Annotated in this window: 18 protein-coding genes and 1 other annotated feature (1 of these 19 running past the window's edge); of the genes, 8 read left to right on the top strand and 10 right to left on the bottom strand. The window is 59.8% G+C overall.

The window, feature by feature from the left end:
- Positions 1-164, bottom strand: a binding site (T-box leader); it reaches 58 nt to the left of the window's first position.
- 303 nt (positions 165-467) lie between these two features.
- Positions 468-2,255, bottom strand: a complete 1,788-nt coding sequence (locus ACKXF9_RS06505) for a bifunctional homocysteine S-methyltransferase/methylenetetrahydrofolate reductase (protein ID WP_418265619.1) — start codon at positions 2,253-2,255, stop codon at positions 468-470.
- A gap of 149 nt (positions 2,256-2,404) precedes the next feature.
- Between ACKXF9_RS06505 and ACKXF9_RS06500 the strand changes: the two genes are divergently transcribed.
- The 5 genes from ACKXF9_RS06500 (at position 2,405) to ACKXF9_RS06480 (ending at position 7,057) form a co-directional block, all read left to right on the top strand.
- Positions 2,405-3,013, top strand: a complete 609-nt coding sequence (locus ACKXF9_RS06500) for a GNAT family N-acetyltransferase (RefSeq protein ID WP_418265618.1) — start codon at positions 2,405-2,407, stop codon at positions 3,011-3,013.
- Entirely contained in the window at positions 3,010-4,275 is a 1,266-nt protein-coding gene (gene hflX / locus ACKXF9_RS06495; RefSeq protein ID WP_418265617.1) for a GTPase HflX, read from the top strand. The genes ACKXF9_RS06500 and hflX overlap by 4 nt, the downstream gene beginning before the upstream one ends.
- A gap of 531 nt (positions 4,276-4,806) precedes the next feature.
- Positions 4,807-5,247, top strand: coding sequence for an Lrp/AsnC family transcriptional regulator (locus ACKXF9_RS06490; protein WP_249238197.1), 441 nt, complete (start codon positions 4,807-4,809; stop codon positions 5,245-5,247).
- A 147-nt stretch (positions 5,248-5,394) separates the two neighbouring features.
- Positions 5,395-5,952, top strand: coding sequence for a DUF4358 domain-containing protein (locus tag ACKXF9_RS06485; RefSeq protein WP_418265616.1), 558 nt, complete (start codon positions 5,395-5,397; stop codon positions 5,950-5,952).
- Positions 5,953-6,055: 103 nt separating this feature from the next.
- Positions 6,056-7,057 carry a glycosyltransferase family 2 protein gene (locus ACKXF9_RS06480; protein WP_418265615.1) on the top strand — a complete coding sequence of 334 codons (1,002 nt, stop codon included), beginning with the start codon at positions 6,056-6,058 and terminating at the stop codon, positions 7,055-7,057.
- A 159-nt stretch (positions 7,058-7,216) separates the two neighbouring features.
- On the opposite strand, the gene ACKXF9_RS06475 is transcribed toward ACKXF9_RS06480, so the two are convergent.
- Complete coding sequence (locus tag ACKXF9_RS06475) at positions 7,217-8,122, bottom strand: Ice-structuring protein (RefSeq protein WP_418265614.1); 906 nt, start codon at positions 8,120-8,122, stop codon at positions 7,217-7,219.
- A gap of 131 nt (positions 8,123-8,253) precedes the next feature.
- Complete coding sequence (locus tag ACKXF9_RS06470; RefSeq protein ID WP_249238193.1) at positions 8,254-8,595, bottom strand: arsenate reductase family protein; 342 nt, start codon at positions 8,593-8,595, stop codon at positions 8,254-8,256.
- 115 nt (positions 8,596-8,710) lie between these two features.
- Here ACKXF9_RS06470 and ACKXF9_RS06465 point away from each other — a divergent pair, with 115 nt between their 5' ends.
- From ACKXF9_RS06465 to tsaD, 3 genes are all read left to right on the top strand, one after another.
- Complete coding sequence (locus ACKXF9_RS06465) at positions 8,711-8,899, top strand: ferredoxin (protein WP_097801364.1); 189 nt, start codon at positions 8,711-8,713, stop codon at positions 8,897-8,899.
- A 253-nt stretch (positions 8,900-9,152) separates the two neighbouring features.
- Complete coding sequence (gene polA, locus ACKXF9_RS06460) at positions 9,153-11,726, top strand: DNA polymerase I (RefSeq protein ID WP_418265613.1); 2,574 nt, start codon at positions 9,153-9,155, stop codon at positions 11,724-11,726.
- Positions 11,727-11,729: 3 nt separating this feature from the next.
- On the top strand, positions 11,730-12,737 hold the full coding sequence (gene tsaD, locus ACKXF9_RS06455) for a tRNA (adenosine(37)-N6)-threonylcarbamoyltransferase complex transferase subunit TsaD (RefSeq protein ID WP_418265612.1): 1,008 nt from the start codon (positions 11,730-11,732) through the stop codon (positions 12,735-12,737).
- Positions 12,738-12,789: 52 nt separating this feature from the next.
- Here tsaD and ribF read toward each other — a convergent pair whose 3' ends face one another.
- From ribF to rnpM, 7 genes are all read right to left on the bottom strand, one after another.
- On the bottom strand, positions 12,790-13,707 hold the full coding sequence (gene ribF, locus ACKXF9_RS06450) for a bifunctional riboflavin kinase/FMN adenylyltransferase (protein ID WP_418265611.1): 918 nt from the start codon (positions 13,705-13,707) through the stop codon (positions 12,790-12,792).
- 67 nt (positions 13,708-13,774) lie between these two features.
- The gene (gene truB, locus ACKXF9_RS06445; RefSeq protein ID WP_418265610.1) at positions 13,775-14,659 is read right to left on the bottom strand and encodes a tRNA pseudouridine(55) synthase TruB; all 885 of its coding nucleotides are present in this window, start codon (positions 14,657-14,659) and stop codon (positions 13,775-13,777) included.
- Positions 14,660-15,649, bottom strand: coding sequence for a DHH family phosphoesterase (locus tag ACKXF9_RS06440; RefSeq protein WP_418265609.1), 990 nt, complete (start codon positions 15,647-15,649; stop codon positions 14,660-14,662).
- Between the two features lie 19 nt (positions 15,650-15,668).
- Complete coding sequence (gene rbfA, locus ACKXF9_RS06435) at positions 15,669-16,061, bottom strand: 30S ribosome-binding factor RbfA (protein WP_418265608.1); 393 nt, start codon at positions 16,059-16,061, stop codon at positions 15,669-15,671.
- A gap of 168 nt (positions 16,062-16,229) precedes the next feature.
- Positions 16,230-18,704 (bottom strand): translation initiation factor IF-2, encoded by a 2,475-nt coding sequence (infB, locus tag ACKXF9_RS06430; protein ID WP_418265607.1) that lies wholly within the window; start codon positions 18,702-18,704, stop codon positions 16,230-16,232.
- On the bottom strand, positions 18,701-19,078 hold the full coding sequence (locus ACKXF9_RS06425) for a L7Ae/L30e/S12e/Gadd45 family ribosomal protein (RefSeq protein WP_249238185.1): 378 nt from the start codon (positions 19,076-19,078) through the stop codon (positions 18,701-18,703). The genes infB and ACKXF9_RS06425 overlap by 4 nt, the downstream gene beginning before the upstream one ends.
- Positions 19,062-19,361 carry an RNase P modulator RnpM gene (rnpM, locus tag ACKXF9_RS06420; RefSeq protein ID WP_339395313.1) on the bottom strand — a complete coding sequence of 100 codons (300 nt, stop codon included), beginning with the start codon at positions 19,359-19,361 and terminating at the stop codon, positions 19,062-19,064. Before rnpM ends, ACKXF9_RS06425 begins: the two co-directional genes overlap by 17 nt.
- Positions 19,362-19,392 lie beyond the last annotated feature (31 nt).

The following is a 19,392-nucleotide window of genomic DNA, read 5'->3' as shown; positions in this document are numbered from 1 at the left end:
CCTTGATGCCCCGGTAACGTGGGACAGCTCCGAGAGCGGCTTGCTCTTCAGCTCACCGCTCCTGCTCCAAAGTGACAGCACACCGCCCGACCGTACCGGATTCGCAGCATTCTCCGGCTCTCTGAACGGCAAATGCAGTGCACACTCTTCTTCAACGCATTTATAAAAAGAATATAGCGTTTTTTGTGCGATTTGTCAATTACTTTTTTCTTTACAAGAATTTGTCCTGCTGCATCTTACGGTTTGGGCCTTATTCGTGAAAACGCGTTTGGAGTGGCCCGCAGGCCACGACAAACGCAAATATAAAAAATATTTTTCCGCTGAAGATGCAACGACGACGACCGCTGCCTGTGGCAGAAACAGAGAGGAGTTGTTGGGGCCGTGGCCAGCAGAATGCAAGGCCCGCTCAAGGGCCGTAGCATACGCTGGGAGCCACAACCCGTCCCAGAGCGAACGCGTCGGCCATTTTAATCTGCAATTCCTTCCTCTTTCAGCCGGGCAATGAGCCGCTCCATCAGGGCGATGCGGTTGAAGGGGGTCATCAGGTAGAAGCCGTCTGCATAGGGCGCTGCGGCCTGTGCAGCCTTTACCGAGACTTCCAGTCCCAGCTCTTCGCCCTGCGCACGGTCCAGCCCGGCAAAGCGCTCGATGATCTCAGCGTCCACATGGATGCCGTTGACCTCGTTCTCCATAAAGATGGCGTTGCGCTGGCTCACCACCGGCATGATACCCGCCAGGATCTTTGCCCTGCTGCCCAGCGCTTCCCGGGTCTTTTTCAGGTTTTCCACCGCCTGTGCCGAGAGCACCGGCTGGGTGAGGAAGCCGCTCATGCCATTCTCCAGCTTTTCCTGTGCACGGCGCAGCTCCACATCAAAGTTGCGGGCGTTCAGGTTCAGCGCACCGAACACGGTGAGGGGCGAGGGCATTTCCCGACCCTCGCCTGCCAGCGAGACGATGTACTGCGCCAGCTTGCGGGAGTTGAACTGGTACACGTTCTTCACCTCGTCCCGCTCTGCGGTGGGGATGGGGTCGCCGGTGATGGCCAGCACCTCCCGCACGCCCTCGGCATACAGGCCCAGCAGCAGGGCCTTGGTGGCGTTCAGGTTGCGGTCGCGGCAGGTCATGTGGGGCAGCACGTTCAGCCCCAGCTCCCGGTGCACCCGGCAGGCCACCAGCGAGGAATCCATCCGTGCCCGGGCAATGGGGCAGTCTGCAATGGTCAAAAGATCGGCTCCGGCAGCCTGCAGGCGGCGGGCCCCCTCCAGATAGTCCGTCAGGTCGGCGTCCTTGGGGGAGTCCAGCTCAATGGCAATCACCTTTTTGCCCGCGTTCAGCTTGCGCAGAAAGGCATCGTCCGTTTCCACTTTCGGCTTTACGGCAGCGGGTACCGGCGCTGCCGCTGCCTCCGGCAGCTGCTCCGGCAGCGCATCCAGCGCCGTGCGCAGGGCCGCAATGTGGGCGGGCGTAGTGCCGCAGCAGCCGCCCAGAATGCGCACACCCTCGGCAGCAAGGCCGACCAGCTCCCGGGCAAAATATTCCGGCCTGCCCTGATACTGTACCCGGGTGCGGGTGACCACCGGGTAGCCCGCATTGGGCATGACAGACAGGGGCAGCTCTGTTCTGCCCAGCTGCTGCACCAGTGTGCGCATGGCACCGGGAGCAGAAACACAGTTCAGGCCCACGGCATCCACTGCACCGCAGGCGGTCATGTTGCGCACCAGCTGGGTGCAGTGCCGTCCCTCACGGGTGTAACCGTCCGGCAGCACCGCAAAAGACACCAGCACAAAGGCGTCCGGCACTGCTTCTTTGATCTGCTTCGCGGCTTCGGCCACACCGGCGTCGCTGCTCAGCGTCTCAAACAAAAAGTTCTTTGCACCCAATGCGGCAAACCGCTCGGCAAGGGCCGTATAGATCTGTGCCGCCGGGAGCGATTCCGTATCCGGGGCCGGACCAAGATCGGCAAACACGGCAGCGCCGGTCTTTGCAGCGGCCTGTGCGGCCAGCCTCCATCCCTCGTCTGTCAGGGCCTCCCACAACGGATTTCCCGCCGCCGCCATCCGCGGCAGACCAAAGGTGTTGGTCTTGATGGCATCGGCGCCTGCTTCCAGATACGCACCATGCACGGCCAGAACTCCTTCCGGGTCCAGCAGGTTCGCCTGCTCACACTCCTGCCCGGGCTTTGCTTTATAATAGGTGCCCATGCCGCCATCGAACAGCAGCGGACGCTTTTTCAAGATCTCACGCACATCACTCATGGAGCGTTCTCCTTTTCCCACAAAAACACTTGGCTTTTAGTTTAATGCACAAAAGCAGTCTGGTCAAGCGTTTTTTCGCGGCGGCGCTTGCAGGAACGCCAAATTTGTGCTATCCTATGCATACTTTATAAAATAGGGAGGTGTGTGCCATGCGCCACGCCGGAACGCAGGAGCTTGAGACTGACCGGCTTTTTCTGCGCCGCCTGCTGCCGGAGGATGCCGGCATGATGTACGCAAACTGGGCGTCCGACCCGCAGGTGACCCGTTTTCTGCGGTGGGAGCCCCACAAAAACGCTCTGGAAACGCTGGGCCTGCTGGCGGCATGGGCCACGCTCTACCCGAACCCGGACTACTACCAGTGGGCCATTGTGGAAAAGGCCTCCGGACAGGTGTTCGGCAGCATCGGCATCTTCAACGCCGCGTTGGGAGATGCCGGTCAAAAAGCATTCTGGCCGGAGCTGGACCTCTCGGGCGGCATCTGGGAAGCAGGCTACTGCATCGGACGGAGCTGGTGGAACAGAGGTTTTGCCACCGAAGCGCTGAAGGCTGTGACCGCGTACTGGTTCAGCCATACTGACGGGGACTGGCTGACCTGCTGCCATGCCAAGGCAAACCCCGCCAGCGGCCGGGTGATGGAAAAAGCCGGTTTTGTGTACCACCACGACGCCGTTGACCACAAGTTTGACGGCACACCGGTGGAATGCAAAAGCTATTTATTGACGCGGGAGCGTTACGAACATAGAAAGGACTTACCGTGAGCGAACTTTACGATATCTTAGTGGAAACACCCCCGACGAAGGTCATTCTGCTGGCGCTGGATCAGGGCCTGTGGGACTGCGAGCGCAGTCTGGCAGAGCTTTCTGCCCTGTGTGAGGCTAACCACATGGAAGCCGTGGCGCAGGTGACCCAGAAGCGCCAGACCCCGGAGACCGGCATCGTGCTGGGCAGCGGCAAACTGGAGGAAGCCAGCCTTGCCGCCGAAAGTCTGGGCGCGGAATGCGCCGTATTTGACGGCGAACTGACCGGCAGCCAGATCCGCAACATCTCCAATGCGCTGGGCGGGCTGGAAGTGATCGACCGCACCATGCTCATTCTGGAAATTTTCCGCAGCCGCGCCGTCACCAACGAAGGCAAGCTGCAGACCGAGCTGGCCCTTCTGCGCTACCGTCTGCCCCGTCTGCAGGGCATGGGCGAGGCACTGAGCCGTCAGGGCGGCGGCGGTGGCGGTGGCGGCGGTGCCCGCCGTGGTGCCGGTGAGACCAAGCTGGAACTGGACCGCCGCCATGTGCACGCCCGCATTGATGCACTGGCTGAAAAGCTGGCCGAAATGGAAAAGCGCCGGAGCGAGAGCCGCAAGGCCCGTGCCAAGACCGGTATGCCGGTGGTCAGCCTTGTAGGCTATACCAACGTGGGCAAATCCAGCCTGATGAACGCTCTGTGCGGCCCCAGCGTAGCCGAAGCGGACATGCTGTTCGCCACACTGGACCCCACCAGCCGCAAGCTGGTGCTGCCCAGCGGCATGGCCGTGCTGCTGGTGGATACGGTGGGCTTTGTGTCCCGCCTGCCCCACAATCTGGTGGAGGCCTTCAAATCCACGCTGGAAGAAGCTGCATGGTCGGACGTCATCATCCGGGTGGCAGACGCAGGCGATGAGCAGTGGGAAGAGCAGCTGGCCGTCACCGACGAGGTTCTGGACGGGCTGGACTGCGCGGACATCCCCCGCCTGACCGTCTACAACAAATGCGACAAGCCGGGTGCCATGAGCTTTGACCCGGACATCCTGCTCACCAGCGCCAAAACCGGCTATGGTCTGGACACCCTGCTGGCAAAGCTGGACGAGGTGCTCAGCGACCGGGTGCACACCCTGCGGGTGCTGCTGCCCTACGATAAGCTGGGCCTTGCCGCCCCCATGCGGGAGCGGGGCAGCGTGCAGGTGGAAGAATACCGGGAGGACGGGCTGTATCTGGAGGGCATCGTCAAGACCGAGGACCTGCACTGCTTTGAAGGGTATCTGGTCTGATAGGCGTACACGATTTAAATCGCCTCCGCTGTGCTCCGGCTATCATCAGCGAAATCATATTTTGAGATAGAACAAGCCCGGAAAGTCTGCAGACTTTCCGGGCTTGCATTTTTCACGGATGAGGTCGCAGCCGAAAGCAGCTGCTCTATGGGTCGAGTACATTGTCTGCCACTGCTTTTTTCAAAAAGGAAAAATTCCCAACAAACACAAAAACCCGCCTGGCAGCGGGTTTTTGTGTATAGAGGGGTGGGAAAGTATATAAAGTAGTGAATCTCAAATTCAATCGGCAGGCACATTGTGCATCGCGCTGCCTTGCATGATGTATTATACCCCTTTTCGTTTTCTTGTCAAACAGATTTTTCCGGTTTTGCTTTAAATTAAGTCTTTACTTTTCCATCAAAACTTTATATAATTAACACAAACCCAAGCAAAAGCAAACCTTTTCAGCATTTGTATGTTTGCACCAACAATAAAACTTTACTTTCAAAAAATTTTATACAATCCAACATATTTTCAAAAAGGAGTATTCCCATGGACGATCTGGATCGCAAGATTCTCTCCCTGCTTGCCAAGAATGCCCGTATGCCGGTCAAGGAGATCGCCGAGCAGATATCGCTGACCAGCCCTGCGGTGTCCAGCCGCATCCACAAGCTGGAGACGGACGGCATCATTAGCGGCTACACCGTCACCCTGAACCGCCCCGCCGACCGCGTGTACGTGGACGCCCTCATCAGCCTTTCGGTGGCACCGTCCAAGCAGGACGCCTTTCTGGAGCTGCTGCAGAACAGCAAGGAGGTACTGCAGTGCTACCACGTCACCGGTGCCTACACCTTCCTTGTCAAGGTGAGCTGCGGAAGCATGCCCCAGCTGGAGCATCTGATCCTGCAGTTCCAGAAGCTGGGCACCACCAGCACCCAGATCATTCTCTCCACGCCCGTGAACCATGGCGAGCTGGACGCCCTGATGCTGTGAGCCGTTCATAAAAAGGTTACGTTTGCAGTGCAATCCTGCCGGGATGTGGTTCGTATTACGGATAGCAGGCGCAAAACGGTACACACTAATGCCAAGCCGCCGCACCTGTTTTCAGAAGCTGTTTTTACACAGGAAAGGAATGCATTTATGAAACGTATCATCGCCGCACTGCTTGCCGGTCTGTGCCTGTTTGTCCTTGTGGGCTGCTCTGCCGGCAGCAAGGCCGACTCTGCCGCCCCCAAAGACTACTCCCAGATCATCCACGACGCCCGCACCGACGAGGACAACGAGTACGATATGATCTTTACCAAGGGGGAAGACGGCAAATTCACCGCCATCGACGGCTACAGCGCCGAGTACGAGGCCGACCAGCTGAACGACGAGCTGAAAGATATCGTGTTCCCCCTGCTGGGCCTTGAGGACGGCAGCTACGAGAGCTTTGCCGCCTCGGTTTCCTCCATGATGGTGCGCAGCTACGCCATAGCCATCGTGAAGCCCGCCGAGGGCAAGACCGACGCCGTGAAGGCCGCACTGGAAGCCTATGTTCAGAGCGAACAGCAGTCCATGGAGCACTACCTTGAGGACCAGTATCAGGTCGCCAAGGCGGCCACCGTCACCGTAGCCCCCACCGGCGAGGTGATCCTGGTGTGTGCCGAGGATCACGACACAATTCTTTCCAACATCGAAAAAGCCCTTGCCGCATAATTTCTGCCCTGCAAACGCCGCATCCTACTGGGATGCGGTTTCTTTTTGCGCCGGGATATGCTATACTGGCATTGTAATTGTGCACAGACTTAGGAGTGTCTTTATGTATAAAGCGACCATCGTGATCCCGAACATCAACGGCAAGGGCTGGCTCAAGGATTCCATCGAGTCGGTCTACGCCCAGACTGAGCAGAGCTTCCGGCTCATCGTGGTGGACAACGGCTCTACCGACGAAAGTCTGGAGCAGGCCCGCAGCTATTGCAGCCGCGAAAATTTCACCCTCATTGAAAACGGCACCAACACCGGCTTTTCCCACGCGGTGAATCAGGGCATTGCTCTGGCCGACAGCGAGTACGTGGTGCTGTTCAACAACGACGCCTTTGCCGAGCCCCAGTGGCTGGCCGAGCTCATCCGCACCGCCGAGACCGACCCGAAAATTTTTGCAGTGCAGAGCCTGATGATCCGTCACTTTGACCGGGAGCTGGCCGACGACGCGGGCGATTATGTCACGTGGATGGGCTTTGCCTGCAAGACCGGTGATGGCCGCCGCGCCAGCCGCTACACAAAGTGCCGGCGCATCTTCTCAGCCTGCGGCGGTGCGGCGCTCTACCGCAAGAGCATTCTGGACGAGATCGGCAATTTTGACGAGAACTTCTTTGCCTACTTTGAGGATGTGGATCTGAGCTGGCGTGCCAACAATGCAGGCTATAAAAATCTGCTCTGCCCCACTGCCAGATGCTACCACATCTGTGGTGCCAGCACCGGCGCGGTGCGGTACAACGCTTTCAAAAGCCAGCAGAGCGGCCGCAACAGCATCCTTCTGCCCCTCAAGAATGAGCCGCTGCTGATGCTGGTGCTCAACTTTATCCCTCTGGCTGCAGGCTACCTGCTCAAGTGCTACAAGTTCCACAAGCAGGGCTTTGGGGAAAGCTGGGACAAGGGGATGCACGAGGCCTTTGCCCTGCTGAAAGCCGGCAAGCTGGGCAAGCGGCCCTTCCGCCTGAAAGATCTGCCCAACTACATCCTGATGGAGCTGTGGATGATCTGGAACATGGTGCCGTATCTGTGGTACCGGCTGGTGGTGGTCAGGCTCGATCTGAAATAACACACAGGCAGAAATCCGTTTTCCGCTGCGCCCTGCCGGGAAAATCCGCAGATTTTCCCGGGGGAGCAAATATAAATCCTATTTCCGCTGAATATGGTCAAAACGCAAAAGGGACCGCTGCACTAAAACTGTGCAGCGGTCCCTTTTGTATTTGTGTTTTTACCCTGCGGTGCTGGCGGCATCGTCCGCAGCAGGGGCTTCGGCCACGGCGCTGTCTGCGCCGTTTTCTGCCTGCGTCTCCGGCTCAACGGCAGAAGCCGCCGAATCTGCTGCATCCGAACCGGCTGTGGCAAGGATGGCATCCTGCACATCGCTTTCTGCCATGGGTTCCGGCAGGCTTGCGGCAGATGTGCTTTCGGCGCTCTCGGCCTTGGTCTCGCTCTCGGTCAGGCCGGTGAGATACCAGCTGCCGCTCTGACGCTCGAACAGATAGTCCATGTACTTGGTGGGCGTATCCGAGGACACATTGATGATGCTGTCGTCATTGCTTGCCGTGGGGATGTAGCCCACGGTAACGTGCAGCTTGCCGCTGCGCTTGAACAGCTTGGTCACCACTGCACGGTAATAGCCCACGGTGCCGGTGACGGGGATCTTGTAGCACTGGGTGGCATCGTCGAATTCGATGGTCATATCCTCCATCTCAAAGCTGCGGTGGGTCAGCTTGAAGCCCGGGCCCAGCAGCTTTGCAAGGTAAGCGTCCACATCCAGCGAGGGCAGCAGCAGCTGTTCGGTGTCGGGGTCGGTATTGTAGTTGTCAAAACCGCCCTGCGTTTCCTGGATGCTGTAGATGCAGCCCCACACCGCTGCCTCGCGCAGGGTCAGGTCGTCGATGTTCTCAATGCCGTCAAAGGGCATGGGGTCAAACAGCACCAGCCCTTCCAGCTTATCCTCATATTCCTGCTTCTGTGCCGTATCATCGAACAGGTTGGCCACAGCGCCCACACCGGCCCGCAGCACGGTAACAAAGCCCACGACCACCAGAATGGCGACCAGAAGGCCCAGTGCCTGACGCCCGCGGCGGCGCTGCACGCGTGCATGTTCTTCAGGGGTAATAGAATGTTTCATGTTTGTTGTATCTCCCAGGATTGTCAAATGGTACAGTATTCAGTATACCACATACCGGCCCATTGTGCAAAACCATGCCCGTGGTTTTTTTGTGAAAGTACGCGGAGTGCGCCGAATGGACGCGGCTTGCATCATTCCCAGCTTTTCCAGACATCGGGCTGATAGCCCACGGTCGCCTGACGCCCATTGCGCACAATGGGCGTTAAAAACAGCTGCTGGTTTTCAAACAGCTTGTCCTCTTTCTGCCAGTCCACCAGTGCGTCCAGAAGCGCAAGGGTCTGCTTATCCTTGGCCTTGGGGTTCACCAGTTTTTCCCAGCCGCCCAGCGCCCGAGCCACGTTGTCGAACTCGCCGCGGCTCATTTCTTTTTCCTTCAGGTCGATCATCTGGAATTTGACCCCCCGCTCCTTGAAATAGCGCTGGGCCTTTTTGGTATCAAAGCACTTACTGGTGCCGAAGATCTGAATGTTCATGGTACTTCCCTCCTGAAAGTCTATTTTACCACAGCTGCGGGCCGTTGCATAGGCATAATTCGCAGCCAGCCGGGCCATACTGCCTGCAAGGCAAGATCACAAGGAGGTTTTTTCTATGAACGCATACGTTGATCCCGACCTTTGCATCGGCTGCACCCAGTGTGCCGGGCTGTGCCCCGCCGTGTTCCACATGGAGGGCGTTCTGGCAGTGGCCGAGCCCGGGCCGATCCCGCCGGAGGAAGTGCCGCAGGCCGTGGATGCCGCCAATGCCTGCCCGGTGAGCGCTATCCGCATCGAGGAGTAAACGCTCGACGATCCGGCAATACGTTTTTACGCTCTCCCGACGCTTGCCGGAGGGAAGCATGACCACCTGCACTTGCAGACAGCACCTCAACTGCCGCCTTCCCGGGCGGCAGTTTTCGTTTGACATTCTTTTTGCAAATTACAGGCAAAAACGCCCGTGCTCCTGTTGCAGTTTTTTACGCAAAAGTCCCCCGCTGGGTGCGGTTTTGTGCTATACTATAAGATGAGTAATAATGCAACGGAGGAACACGACTATGCGTTTACTGGTCATTGACGGCAACAGCATTGCCAACCGCGCCTTTTTCGGCATCAAGCTGCTGACCACCAAGGACGGACGATACACCAACGCCATCTATGGCTTTCTGAATATCCTGCTCTCCCTGCTCAAGGAGTGTGAACCCGACGAGGTGGCCGTGGCCTTTGACCTGAAGGCCCCCACCTTCCGCCACAAAATGTATGATGGCTACAAAGCCACCCGTCACGGCATGCCTGAAGAGCTGGCCCAGCAGATGCCGGTGCTCAAGGAGCTGCTGGCAGACCTTGGCTACCGCACCGTCACTGCCGAGGGCTGGGAAGCGGACGACATCCTTGGCACGCTGGCCGCTGCCTGTGCCGCCCGGAAGGACGACTGCTTCCTTGCCACAGGAGACCGGGACAGCCTGCAGCTGGTCAGTGACACCACCACCGTGCTGCTTGCCGCCACTGTCATGGGACGCAGCAAAACGGTGACGATGGATGTGGACGCCATTCAGGAAAAATACGGCATCCAGCCCAGACAGCTCATTGAGGTGAAGAGCCTGATGGGCGATGCCTCCGATAATATCCCGGGCGTGCGGGGCATCGGTGAAAAGACCGCTCTGTCTCTGGTGCAGAACTTCGGTTCGCTGGAGGGTGTGTACGAGCACATCGACGACAAGCGCATCAAGCCCAAACAGCGGGAGCACCTTCTCGAATGCCGCGAAATGGCCGAGCTGAGCCACACGCTGGGCACCATCCGCACCGATGCGCCCATTGACACCGCCGAGGGTTCTTACAAGGTGGGCGAAGGCCGCAAGGCTGAGGCTGTGCGCCTTTTGCAGGAGCTGGAGATCCACTCCCTCATTCCCCGCTTTGGGCTGGCCGGCGTTGTCCCTGCCGCACCGGAGGGCGAGGACGGCATCGAGCTTGCACAGGCAGAGCTGGAAGCCCTGCCGCTGGCTCCTTCCGGCACCTATCTGGTTGCCTCCCGCCCCGCCGTCATGGGCAAGCAGGGCACCCGCAACGTGGTGCTGCAGCCGGAAAGCTGGTACGCCGTGCAGGACTGCACCGTTTACCCGCTGGAGGACGCCGACCTTGTGCGCCTGCTGGACAACGCAGACGTAACCCTGGAGGTGTTCAACTCCGCGCCGCTGTACGCCAAAGCCATGGCCGCAGGCGGCTGGGGCAGCAGCATCGTGTGGGACGGCAAGCTTGCCGCCTACCTGCTGGACGCTTCTGCCTCCAAATATCAGATCGGTGAACTGGTATCCAGCTACCGCGCCTCGGCCGCCTTTACCTGCACCGATTACCCGGACGCAGGCCGCCTTGCCGATCTGTTCAGCAAGATGAAGGCCGAGATCACCGCCTGCGGAGAGGACGCCCTTTACAACGAGATCGAGTTCCCGTTGGCACAGGTGCTGGCCGATATGACCCGCACCGGCGTGCTGGTGGACAAAGACGGCATCGAGCAGTTCGGCGTAAAGCTGCGCACTGAGCTGGAGCAGGTGCTCACCCGCATCCACATGGAGACCGGCAGCGCCAGCTTCAACCCCAACAGCCCGAAGCAATTGGGCGAGATGCTGTTTGATACCATGGGCCTGCCCCACGGCAAAAAGACTCAGCGCGGCTGGTCCACCGATGCCGAAACGCTGGAAAGCCTGCGGGATTACCCGCTGGTGGAGGACATTCTGCAGTACCGCGCCTACCAGAAGCTGAACTCCACCTACGTGGAGGGCCTGCTCAAGGTGATCGGCGAGGACGGCCGCATCCACTCCACCTTCAACCAGACCGAGGCCCGCACCGGACGGCTCTCCTCCGACAATCCCAACCTGCAGAACATCCCCATCCGCACCGAGCTGGGCAGCCAGCTGCGCGCCTACTTTGTGGCAAAGCCGGGCTGTGTGCTGGTGGATGCCGACTACAGCCAGATCGAGCTGCGCATTCTGGCCCACATTACCGGTGATGAGCACATGCAGCAGGCATTTTTGAACGGTGAGGACATCCACCGCAGCACCGCCGCAAAAATTTACGGCATCCCGCAGGAAGAGGTCACCTCCCGTCTGCGCTCTTCTGCCAAGGCCATCAACTTTGGCATCATGTACGGCAAGGGTGCCTACAGTCTGGCCAAGGACATCGGCGTGACCGTGAAGGAAGCAGACGCCTTCCTCAAGAACTATCTGGCCGCCTTTCCCAAGGTGAGCGGCTACATGGACAAGACCATCGCGGACGCCAAGGCCGTGGGCTATGTATCCACCCTGTTTGGCCGCCGCCGCGCCTTGCCGGAGCTTTCCAGCTCCAACTTCAATGTCCGCTCCAGCGGCGAGCGGATGGCCCGCAACACCCCCATTCAGGGCACTGCGGCAGACGTCATCAAGCTGGCCATGGTGCGGGTATGGAAGCGGCTGCGGGACGAAAAGATGGAAAGCCGCCTGATCCTGACCGTCCACGATGAACTGATCGTAGAGGCCCCGCAGGCCGAAGCCGAAAAGGCTGCGCAGATCCTGCGGGAGGAAATGGAAGGCTGCGTGCAGTACGCCGTGCCCCTGAGCACCGATGTGCACGCAGGCAAAAACTGGCTGGAGGCCCACTGAAAAATGATCATCTTAGGAATTGAATCCACCTGCGACGAGACCGCCGCAGCGCTTGTGGAGGACGGGCGGCATCTGCTGAGCAACGTCATCTCCACCAGCGTCAAAGAACAGGCTCTGTACGGCGGCGTTGTGCCGGAGATCGCCAGCCGCCGCCACTGCGAATTTATCAGCGCCACGGTCAAAAAAGCCCTGCTGGACGCAGGCAGGACCATCGACGATGTGGATGCCGTAGCCGTCACCTTTGCGCCGGGGCTCATCGGCGCGGTGCTGGTGGGTGTGAACTTTGCCAAGGGTCTGGCCTACTCAGCGGGCAAGCCGCTGGTGCCGGTGCACCATCTGCGGGGACACATCGCCGCACTCTACCTGACCCACCCGGAGCTGAAGCCGCCCTTCCTCTGTCTGGTGGCCTCCGGCGGGCACAGCCACATCGTGGAGGTGCAGGACTACACCCACTACCACATCCTCGGCCACACGGTGGACGACGCCGCCGGTGAAGCCTTTGACAAGGTGGCCCGCACGCTGGGTCTGCCCTATCCCGGCGGCCCCAGCGTGGCCAACGCCGCCAAGACCGGTGACCCCAAGGCTTACCGCCTGCCGGTGCCCCATGTGGAGGGCAAATATAACGTGAGCTTTTCCGGCCTGAAAACCGCCGTGCTGAACGAGGTGAACAAGGCTCAGATGAAGGGCGAAGAAGTGAATGTACCCGACCTTGCTGCCAGCTTTCAGGAGCGCATTGCGGGCATTCTGGCCGAAAAGCTGCTGCTGGCTGCTGCAGATACCGGTGCAAAGCAGGTGTGTCTGGCGGGCGGCGTTGCCGCCAACGGACGGCTGCGCCAGCTGGTGAACGATGGTGCCCAGAAGCTGGGCGCCAAGGTCTACCTGCCGGAGCTGAAATTCTGCGGTGACAACGGCGCTATGATCGCGGCACAGGGGTATTACCAGTACATTGCCGGGCACACTGCCGGGCTGGAGCTGAACGGCCTGCCCACTTTGCCCATCGACTACGAATAAGCAACAAAAAAGACCTGCCTTTCCGGGATCTCCGGAAGGACAGGTCTTTTTCTTATGCAAAATATTCCTGTGCACGCTTTGCAGCGTTGTTGATGCAGGCCCGCAGCTCGTCCAGCGTATCAAACTTTTTGCTGGGGCTGAGGTAGGCGTGGAACTCCACCACCGGGTCGGTGCCGTAGAGGTCGCCGGAAAAACCCGGGATAAAGGTCTCGCAGGTCACCTTGGTGGCATCGTCGTTGACGGTGGGGCGGCTGCCAAGGCCGGTGGCCGAAGGATACCATTTGCCGCCGATGAGGGTACGGGTGATATAGATGCCGCTGCGGGGCAGCTGAAAGCCCTCGGGGTACAGCTGGTTGATGGTGGGCACCCCCAGCGTATGGCCCAGACCTGCACCGTGCTGCACCTCGAACCGGATGGCGTAGGGCATCCCCAGCATGGCGTTTGCTGCCGGGATGTCGCCGCCTTCCAGCGCGGTGCGGATGCGGGTGGAGGACACCGGCTTTTCCTCAAACTGCGCCATGGGCACCACGATCACCTTTACGCCCAGCGGCTCGCACAGGGTGCGCAGCAGCTCCGGGTTTCCGGCAGCTTTGGCCCCAAAGGTGAAGTTTTCGCCGCAGACCAGTGCCCGGGCGCGGCAGTCCCGCACGATGCCCAGCACGAACTGCTCCGGCGTCAGGCCCTTGATCTCCTCAAAGTCCGGCGTGAGGTAATACTCCACGCCAAGGCTTGCCACCAGTGCATGTTTATCTGCTGTGGACAGCAGCCGTTTGCCCTTCATCTTGTTCACCACCGGCAGCCTGAAGGTGAACAGTGCCGGCGCTGCATCGTTGGCTCCGGCCCACTGCACTGCCTCGTTGATCACTGCCCGGTGGCCGATGTGGATACCGTCAAAAAAGCCCATTGCCACTGCGGTGCCTTTTTCCGACTGCGCCAGCGGCAGCGGCGCAAACTGTGAAATGATCTGCATGGGTCTTGTTTCCTTTTCTTTCGGGATACGCCCTCACCCGCCCTTGCGAAGCTGACCGGTGAGGGTGTCAATTTCGTTCTACGAACAGCTTTTCTACCCGGAGCACGCCCTGCACGATGTTGGCAAGGCCCAAAAACTGTCCTGCCGCATTGCGCACCCGGTAACGGCCATCTGCCGCCGGGTAGCGGCTGGTGGGACAGCCGTTGTACAAATGCTGCTCCACCCATGGCTCCACCACCAGCAGCGGCAGGCTCTCGAACACGCTCTCCACCGGCAGCATCAGTGCTTCCAGTGCGGGCAGCCCCTGCTCTTTGGCGGCAAGGATCTCTTCCAGCGTGTGGGCGTCGGCTTCGGTATACACCCCGGCCGAGGTGCGGCGCAGCGCGCTCATGGTGCCCTTCTGGCCCATGGCGGCGGCAATGTCTTCCAGCAATGTGCGGATATAGGTGCCCTTGGAGCACTGCACATCCAGCACATATTCATTCTCTGCCGGGCTGCCGCCGTAGGTGATGCGGTAGATCTCAATAGGCCGAGCCTTGCGTTCCACGGTCACGCCCTCACGGGCCAGCTTATACAGCGGCTGGCCGTTCAGCTTGATGGCCGAATACATGGGCGGCACCTGCATCTGCGGGCCGATGAACTGCGGCAGCACCGCCAGCAGTTCCTGCTCCCCGGCGGTAACCGGTGCGGTCTCCAGCACGGTGCCGGTCACATCACCGGTATCCGTGCGTGCGCCCAGCCGGAGCACCGCGCGGTAGCTCTTATCGTGGTTCAGCTGCAGATCCACCGCCTTGCTGGCCCCGCCGCAGAACACCGGCAGAACACCGGTGGCCATGGGGTCCAGCGTGCCGCTGTGGCCCAGCTTGCGGGTGCCCAGCACGCCGCGCAGCTTTGCCACTACATCGAAGCTGGTCCAGTCCATGGGCTTGTCAACGATCAGGATGCCCTGCATTTATGTTTCCTCCTGCGGTGCGTCCAGCTCGGCTTCCACCTCTGCCAGAATTGCATTTTTTGCGTTTTCCAGATTGCCCAGCAGCTCACAGCCTGCAGCGCGGCTGTGACCGCCGCCGCCCAGACGCCGGGCGATGGCGCAGGCATCCACACCCTTTGCGGTGCGCACGCTGATACGGTAGCTGCCGCCGGGCTGCTGCCGCAGAGTCAGGCCTACCTTGACCCCTTCGATGCTCACGGGCAGGCTGGTCAATTCTTCCAGATCGGCCGGGTCCACCCCGCTCTGCTCGATCTCGTCCCGGGTGAGGTAAATGAGCGCGCACCGGCCGTCCAGATAGTATTCCAGATGGTTGCGTGCGATGCGCTCCGCTTCCATGCGCTCACGGGGCTTGGTATCGAACAGCAGGGTGTTCAGCTCCTCCACATGGCAGCCCGCCTCAATGAGCTTTGCCGCCACAAGGTGGGTGTTGGCCGTGGTGGAGGAAAAGCGGAAGCATCCCGTGTCGGTGGCAAGGCCGGTGTACAGGCAGTCCGCGATGTGTGGGGTGATTGCCACGCCCATGGCGCAGATGACCTCGTACAGCAGCTCTGCCGCCGCTGCGGCGCTGCCATCCAGCAAGGTGAAGTCGGCATAGCCGCTGTTGCCCGAATGATGATCGATACACAGGTCTACATGACGTGAATACTGCGGCACGCCGTTGTTTTCACCAAACAGCTGTACGCTGGCAACATCCACAGCCACCACCGTTTTGGGCTCAAACTCTCCTTTGAACATGTGCGCATTGGTGAACGCATACCGGGTGGGAATGACATCGGAGCAAAGCACCGCTGCCTCCTTATCCAGCATTTTCAGGGCACAGTACAGGGCACTGCCGCAGCCAATGGTATCGCCGTCCGGGTTTTTGTGACACAGAATCAAAATGTTGTCCGCAGTCATCAGGCGCTGGGCCATCTGCTGCACATTCAACTGCTCTGTCATTCCATGATCCATCCTTTCCGCACCGACTGAATTATTCCTTGGTCTCCTCCGGTGCATCGGCTTCCGTATCAGCGTCGCCGTTCACGTTCAGCGTGCGGAGCAGCTCATTGATGTGGGCTGCGTAGGCTGCGCCATCATCCTCTACAAAGATAAAGCGGGGAGCCTTGCGGATGTGCATTTTTTTGCTCACCTCGGTGCGCACATGACCGGCTGCGCGGTTCAGTGCCTCGATGGCGGGCTTAGGGCCGTCCTCGCGGCCCATGACGCTCACGTATACCTTGGCCACATCCAGGTCGGGGGTCACATCCAGACGGGTGACAGTCAAAAGACCGCCCTCCAGCCGGGGATCCTTCAGTCGGCCGATGATGGCAATGACCTCGCGCTTCATATCCTGCGCAAGGCGGCCCATATTTTTCTGAGACATAGTATTCTCCTTACAAAAGAAAACCCTCTCAGCCTCGCTTCGCTCGGCAGCTCTCCCGAGGGGCGAGCTTTTTGCGTGGATACGGCAAACGTTCCGTTTCTCAGCAAACCTCCCACCTCGGGGGAGGTGGCATTGCGCCAGCAATGACGGAGAGGGTTATTTCAGATCTTAGTCGCGGTACTCTTCCATCTTGAAGGCTTCGTACACGTCGCCTTCCTTGACGTCGGCAAACTTTGCCAGAGTAACGCCGCATTCGTAGCCCTCGGCCACTTCCTTGACGTCGTCCTTGAAGCGCTTCAGGGATGCGATCTCGTCCTCGGTGACCACGATGCCGTCACGCACCACGCGCACCTTGCTGTCGCGGGTGATCTTGCCGCTGGTCACACGGCAGCCTGCAACGGTGCCCACGTTGGAGATCTTGTACACCTGACGTACCTGCAGCTCGCCCAGAGACACCTCACGGAACTTGGGAGCCAGCATGCCCTTCATAGCGTCGGTGACATCGTTGATGGCATCATAAATGACGCGGTACATACGCATTTCCACCTTGGTGGCAGCAGCTTCTTCCTTGGCCACGTTGTCGGGACGGACGTTGAAGCCGATGATGATGGCGTTGGAGGCATCGGCCAGATCCACGTCGGACTTGCTGATGGCACCGACACCGGCATGGATGACGCGCACACGCACCTCGTCGTTGGAGATCTTCTCCAGACTCTGCTTCACAGCCTCGGCAGAGCCCTGCACATCGGCCTTGACCACGATGGCCAGTTCCTTCATGTCGTTCTGAGCCATCTGGCTGAACAGGTTATCCAGCGTGACCTTCTGGAAGGAGGAGAACTGCTTTTCCTTGGCGGCAGCAACGCGCTGTTCGGCCAGCTCACGGGCCAGACGCTCGTCCTCAACAGCCTCGAACAGATCGCCTGCTTCCGGCACTGCGGTCAGGCCGGTGATCTCCACAGGGGTAGAGGGGCCGGCATCGCTCAGCAGCTGGCCCTTGTCGCTGCGCATGGTGCGCACACGGCCCACAGCGGTACCGGCAATGATGACGTCGCCGGAGTGCAGGGTGCCGTTCTGCACCAGAATGGTGGCAATGGGGCCCTGGCCCTTGTCCAGACGGGCCTCGACGACCGCACCCTTGGCGCGGCGGTTGGGGTTTGCCTTCAGCTCCATGACCTCAGCTTCCAGAGCGATGCGCTCCAGCAGGTCGTTGATGCCCATGCCGGTCAGGGCAGACACCGGGATGCAGGCTACATCGCCGCCCCAGTCCTCGGTGATGATGCCGTACTTGGTCAGGCCTTCCATCACGCGCTCGGGGTTTGCGGTGGGCTTATCCATCTTGTTCATTGCCACGATAATCTTGACATTTGCAGCCTTGGCGTGGTTGATGGACTCGATGGTCTGGGGCATGATGCCGTCGTCGGCAGCAACCACCAGAACGGCAATATCGGTCATGTTGGCACCGCGGGCACGCATGGAGGTGAACGCCTCGTGGCCCGGGGTATCCAGGAAGGTGATGAGGCTGTCGTTGACCTTGACCTGATATGCACCGATGGCCTGCGTGATGCCGCCGGCCTCGCCTGCGGTGACGTTGGTCTTGCGGATGGCGTCCAGAATACTGGTCTTGCCGTGGTCAACATGGCCCATGACACAGACCACCGGGGGACGCTCCACCAGATCCTCCTGCGAATCCTCTTCCTGCGTGAACAGGCGCTCTTCGATGGTCACATGCACCTCGTGCTCGACCTTTGCGTGGAACTCCTCTGCCAGCAGAGAAGCGGTATCGAAATCGATCACGTCGTTGATGGCGTGCATCTCGCCCATCTGCATGAACTTGGCAATGACCTTGCCGGCCTGCTGCTTCAGGCGGGCAGCCAGCTCGCCCACGGTGATCTCGTCGGGGATCATCACCTTCAGCTGTGCGCTGCGGGCCTTTTCCAGCTGGATGCGCTGCAGACGCTCGAACTCGGTCTCGCGCTTGCCCTTCTGGAACTGCTGGCGCTGGCGCTGGCCGCGCTGGGTGAACTTCTGCTTGTTGCCCTGCGGCGTGGGCTTGCGGCGGTTCTCGGTGTTCTTGGTGGAAGCCAGATCATCGTAGCGGGCATCGAAGCGATCCACGTTCATGTCCACGGTACGGGTATCCACGGTCACCTGATTGTCCTCACGGCGCACAGAAACAGCCTGTGCCGGAGCATTTGCAGCCTTGGCACCGGTCTCGCGGGCCAGCTCGCTCAGGGAAACGGTCTTTTCCTCGCGCTTTTTGTGCTGCTCGGGCTTTTTATCGTTGTGCTTATTGTTATTGTTGTTTTTGTTCTGCTGGGCAGGCTCAGCCTTCTTGGCAGCGGGCTGCTCCGGCTTCTTTTCGGCCTTGGGGGCCTCGGGCTTCTTGTCTGCCTTCTTGTCTGCCTTCTTCTCAGCAGCCTTGGGCTCTTCCTTGGGGGCCTTTGCACTGTTCAGGAACTCGTTCAGATCCTTCACGCTGCCGGCCTTGCTGAACTTCTCCAGCAGGTAGTTCAGCTCGTTCTCTTCCAGATTGGAGCTGTTCTTCTTGCCGGTGCTGCCCATGGCGTTCAGCTCATCCAGGACCTTCTTGGCAGAAACGTTCAGGTCCTTTGCAAAGTCACTCACTTTATATTTTACGATCATTCGCTCATATCCTCCTCATTTTTGATTGCTCCGCAGTCCGACAGGCGGTCAAAGCAGAGCTTTGCGAGGTTGCGGTCGGTCACCGCATAAACAGCCACAGGCTTGCGGCTGATATCGGCCAGCTTATCCTGCGTAAGCGGCATGGTGATCACATCCACCAGATCGCCCACAGAATAGTTGAGGCGCTGCACGGTCTTGGCGCTGGCATCGGATGCCACCATCACCAGCCATGCCTTGCTCTTGACGCAGGCATCTTCCACGGCGTCAAAGCCCATGGTCAGTGCGCCTGCCTTGCGGCACAGGCTCAGTGCCTGAAACAGCGCTTCCTCCGGGGGCAGCTTGGGTTTTGCGGGGGTGTTATTCTTCTTTGCCATTGTCTGCTGCCTCCTTTGCGGCTTCGGCCAGCTGTGCGGCCAATGCCTCGTATACTTCGGCGGGAACCGGCTGCTCAAAGCAGCGCTCCAGCGCCTTTTTCTTTTTTGCCTTGGTCAGGCAGTCGGGGTTCGGGCAGAGATAGGCTCCGCGGCCCGGCTTTTTGCCGACCAGATCAATGCTGATCTCTCCGCTGGGTGCACGCACCACACGCACCAGCTCCTTTTTGGGGCGGCTGGTCATGCAGCCGATGCACTGGCGGGAAGGGATCTTTTTCTGTGCCATCCGGTTTCCCTCCTTTGGCCATCTGCGCCGG

The sequence above is a fragment of the Faecalibacterium sp. 9 genome (assembly GCF_048320955.1).
GTDB classification, from domain to species: Bacteria; Bacillota; Clostridia; order Oscillospirales; family Ruminococcaceae; genus Faecalibacterium; species Faecalibacterium wellingii.
The sequence above is the reverse complement of the archived record's forward strand: the minus strand, read 5'-3'. Positions and strand labels throughout refer to the sequence as shown.

What these genes read in the sequence shown, in the direction of transcription:
- ACKXF9_RS06505 (WP_418265619.1), bottom strand. Translation starts at nt 2,255, where the DNA reads ATGAGTGATGTGCGTGAGATCTTGAAAAAGCGTCCGCTGCTGTTCGAT.
- ACKXF9_RS06500 (WP_418265618.1), top strand. Translation starts at nt 2,405, where the DNA reads ATGCGCCACGCCGGAACGCAGGAGCTTGAGACTGACCGGCTTTTTCTG.
- ACKXF9_RS06490 (WP_249238197.1), top strand. Translation starts at nt 4,807, where the DNA reads ATGGACGATCTGGATCGCAAGATTCTCTCCCTGCTTGCCAAGAATGCC.
- ACKXF9_RS06485 (WP_418265616.1), top strand. Translation starts at nt 5,395, where the DNA reads ATGAAACGTATCATCGCCGCACTGCTTGCCGGTCTGTGCCTGTTTGTC.
- ACKXF9_RS06480 (WP_418265615.1), top strand. Translation starts at nt 6,056, where the DNA reads ATGTATAAAGCGACCATCGTGATCCCGAACATCAACGGCAAGGGCTGG.
- ACKXF9_RS06475 (WP_418265614.1), bottom strand. Translation starts at nt 8,122, where the DNA reads ATGAAACATTCTATTACCCCTGAAGAACATGCACGCGTGCAGCGCCGC.
- ACKXF9_RS06470 (WP_249238193.1), bottom strand. Translation starts at nt 8,595, where the DNA reads ATGAACATTCAGATCTTCGGCACCAGTAAGTGCTTTGATACCAAAAAG.
- ACKXF9_RS06465 (WP_097801364.1), top strand. Translation starts at nt 8,711, where the DNA reads ATGAACGCATACGTTGATCCCGACCTTTGCATCGGCTGCACCCAGTGT.
- polA (WP_418265613.1), top strand. Translation starts at nt 9,153, where the DNA reads ATGCGTTTACTGGTCATTGACGGCAACAGCATTGCCAACCGCGCCTTT.
- tsaD (WP_418265612.1), top strand. Translation starts at nt 11,730, where the DNA reads ATGATCATCTTAGGAATTGAATCCACCTGCGACGAGACCGCCGCAGCG.
- ribF (WP_418265611.1), bottom strand. Translation starts at nt 13,707, where the DNA reads ATGCAGATCATTTCACAGTTTGCGCCGCTGCCGCTGGCGCAGTCGGAA.
- truB (WP_418265610.1), bottom strand. Translation starts at nt 14,659, where the DNA reads ATGCAGGGCATCCTGATCGTTGACAAGCCCATGGACTGGACCAGCTTC.
- ACKXF9_RS06440 (WP_418265609.1), bottom strand. Translation starts at nt 15,649, where the DNA reads ATGGATCATGGAATGACAGAGCAGTTGAATGTGCAGCAGATGGCCCAG.
- rbfA (WP_418265608.1), bottom strand. Translation starts at nt 16,061, where the DNA reads ATGTCTCAGAAAAATATGGGCCGCCTTGCGCAGGATATGAAGCGCGAG.
- infB (WP_418265607.1), bottom strand. Translation starts at nt 18,704, where the DNA reads ATGATCGTAAAATATAAAGTGAGTGACTTTGCAAAGGACCTGAACGTT.
- ACKXF9_RS06425 (WP_249238185.1), bottom strand. Translation starts at nt 19,078, where the DNA reads ATGGCAAAGAAGAATAACACCCCCGCAAAACCCAAGCTGCCCCCGGAG.
- rnpM (WP_339395313.1), bottom strand. Translation starts at nt 19,361, where the DNA reads ATGGCACAGAAAAAGATCCCTTCCCGCCAGTGCATCGGCTGCATGACC.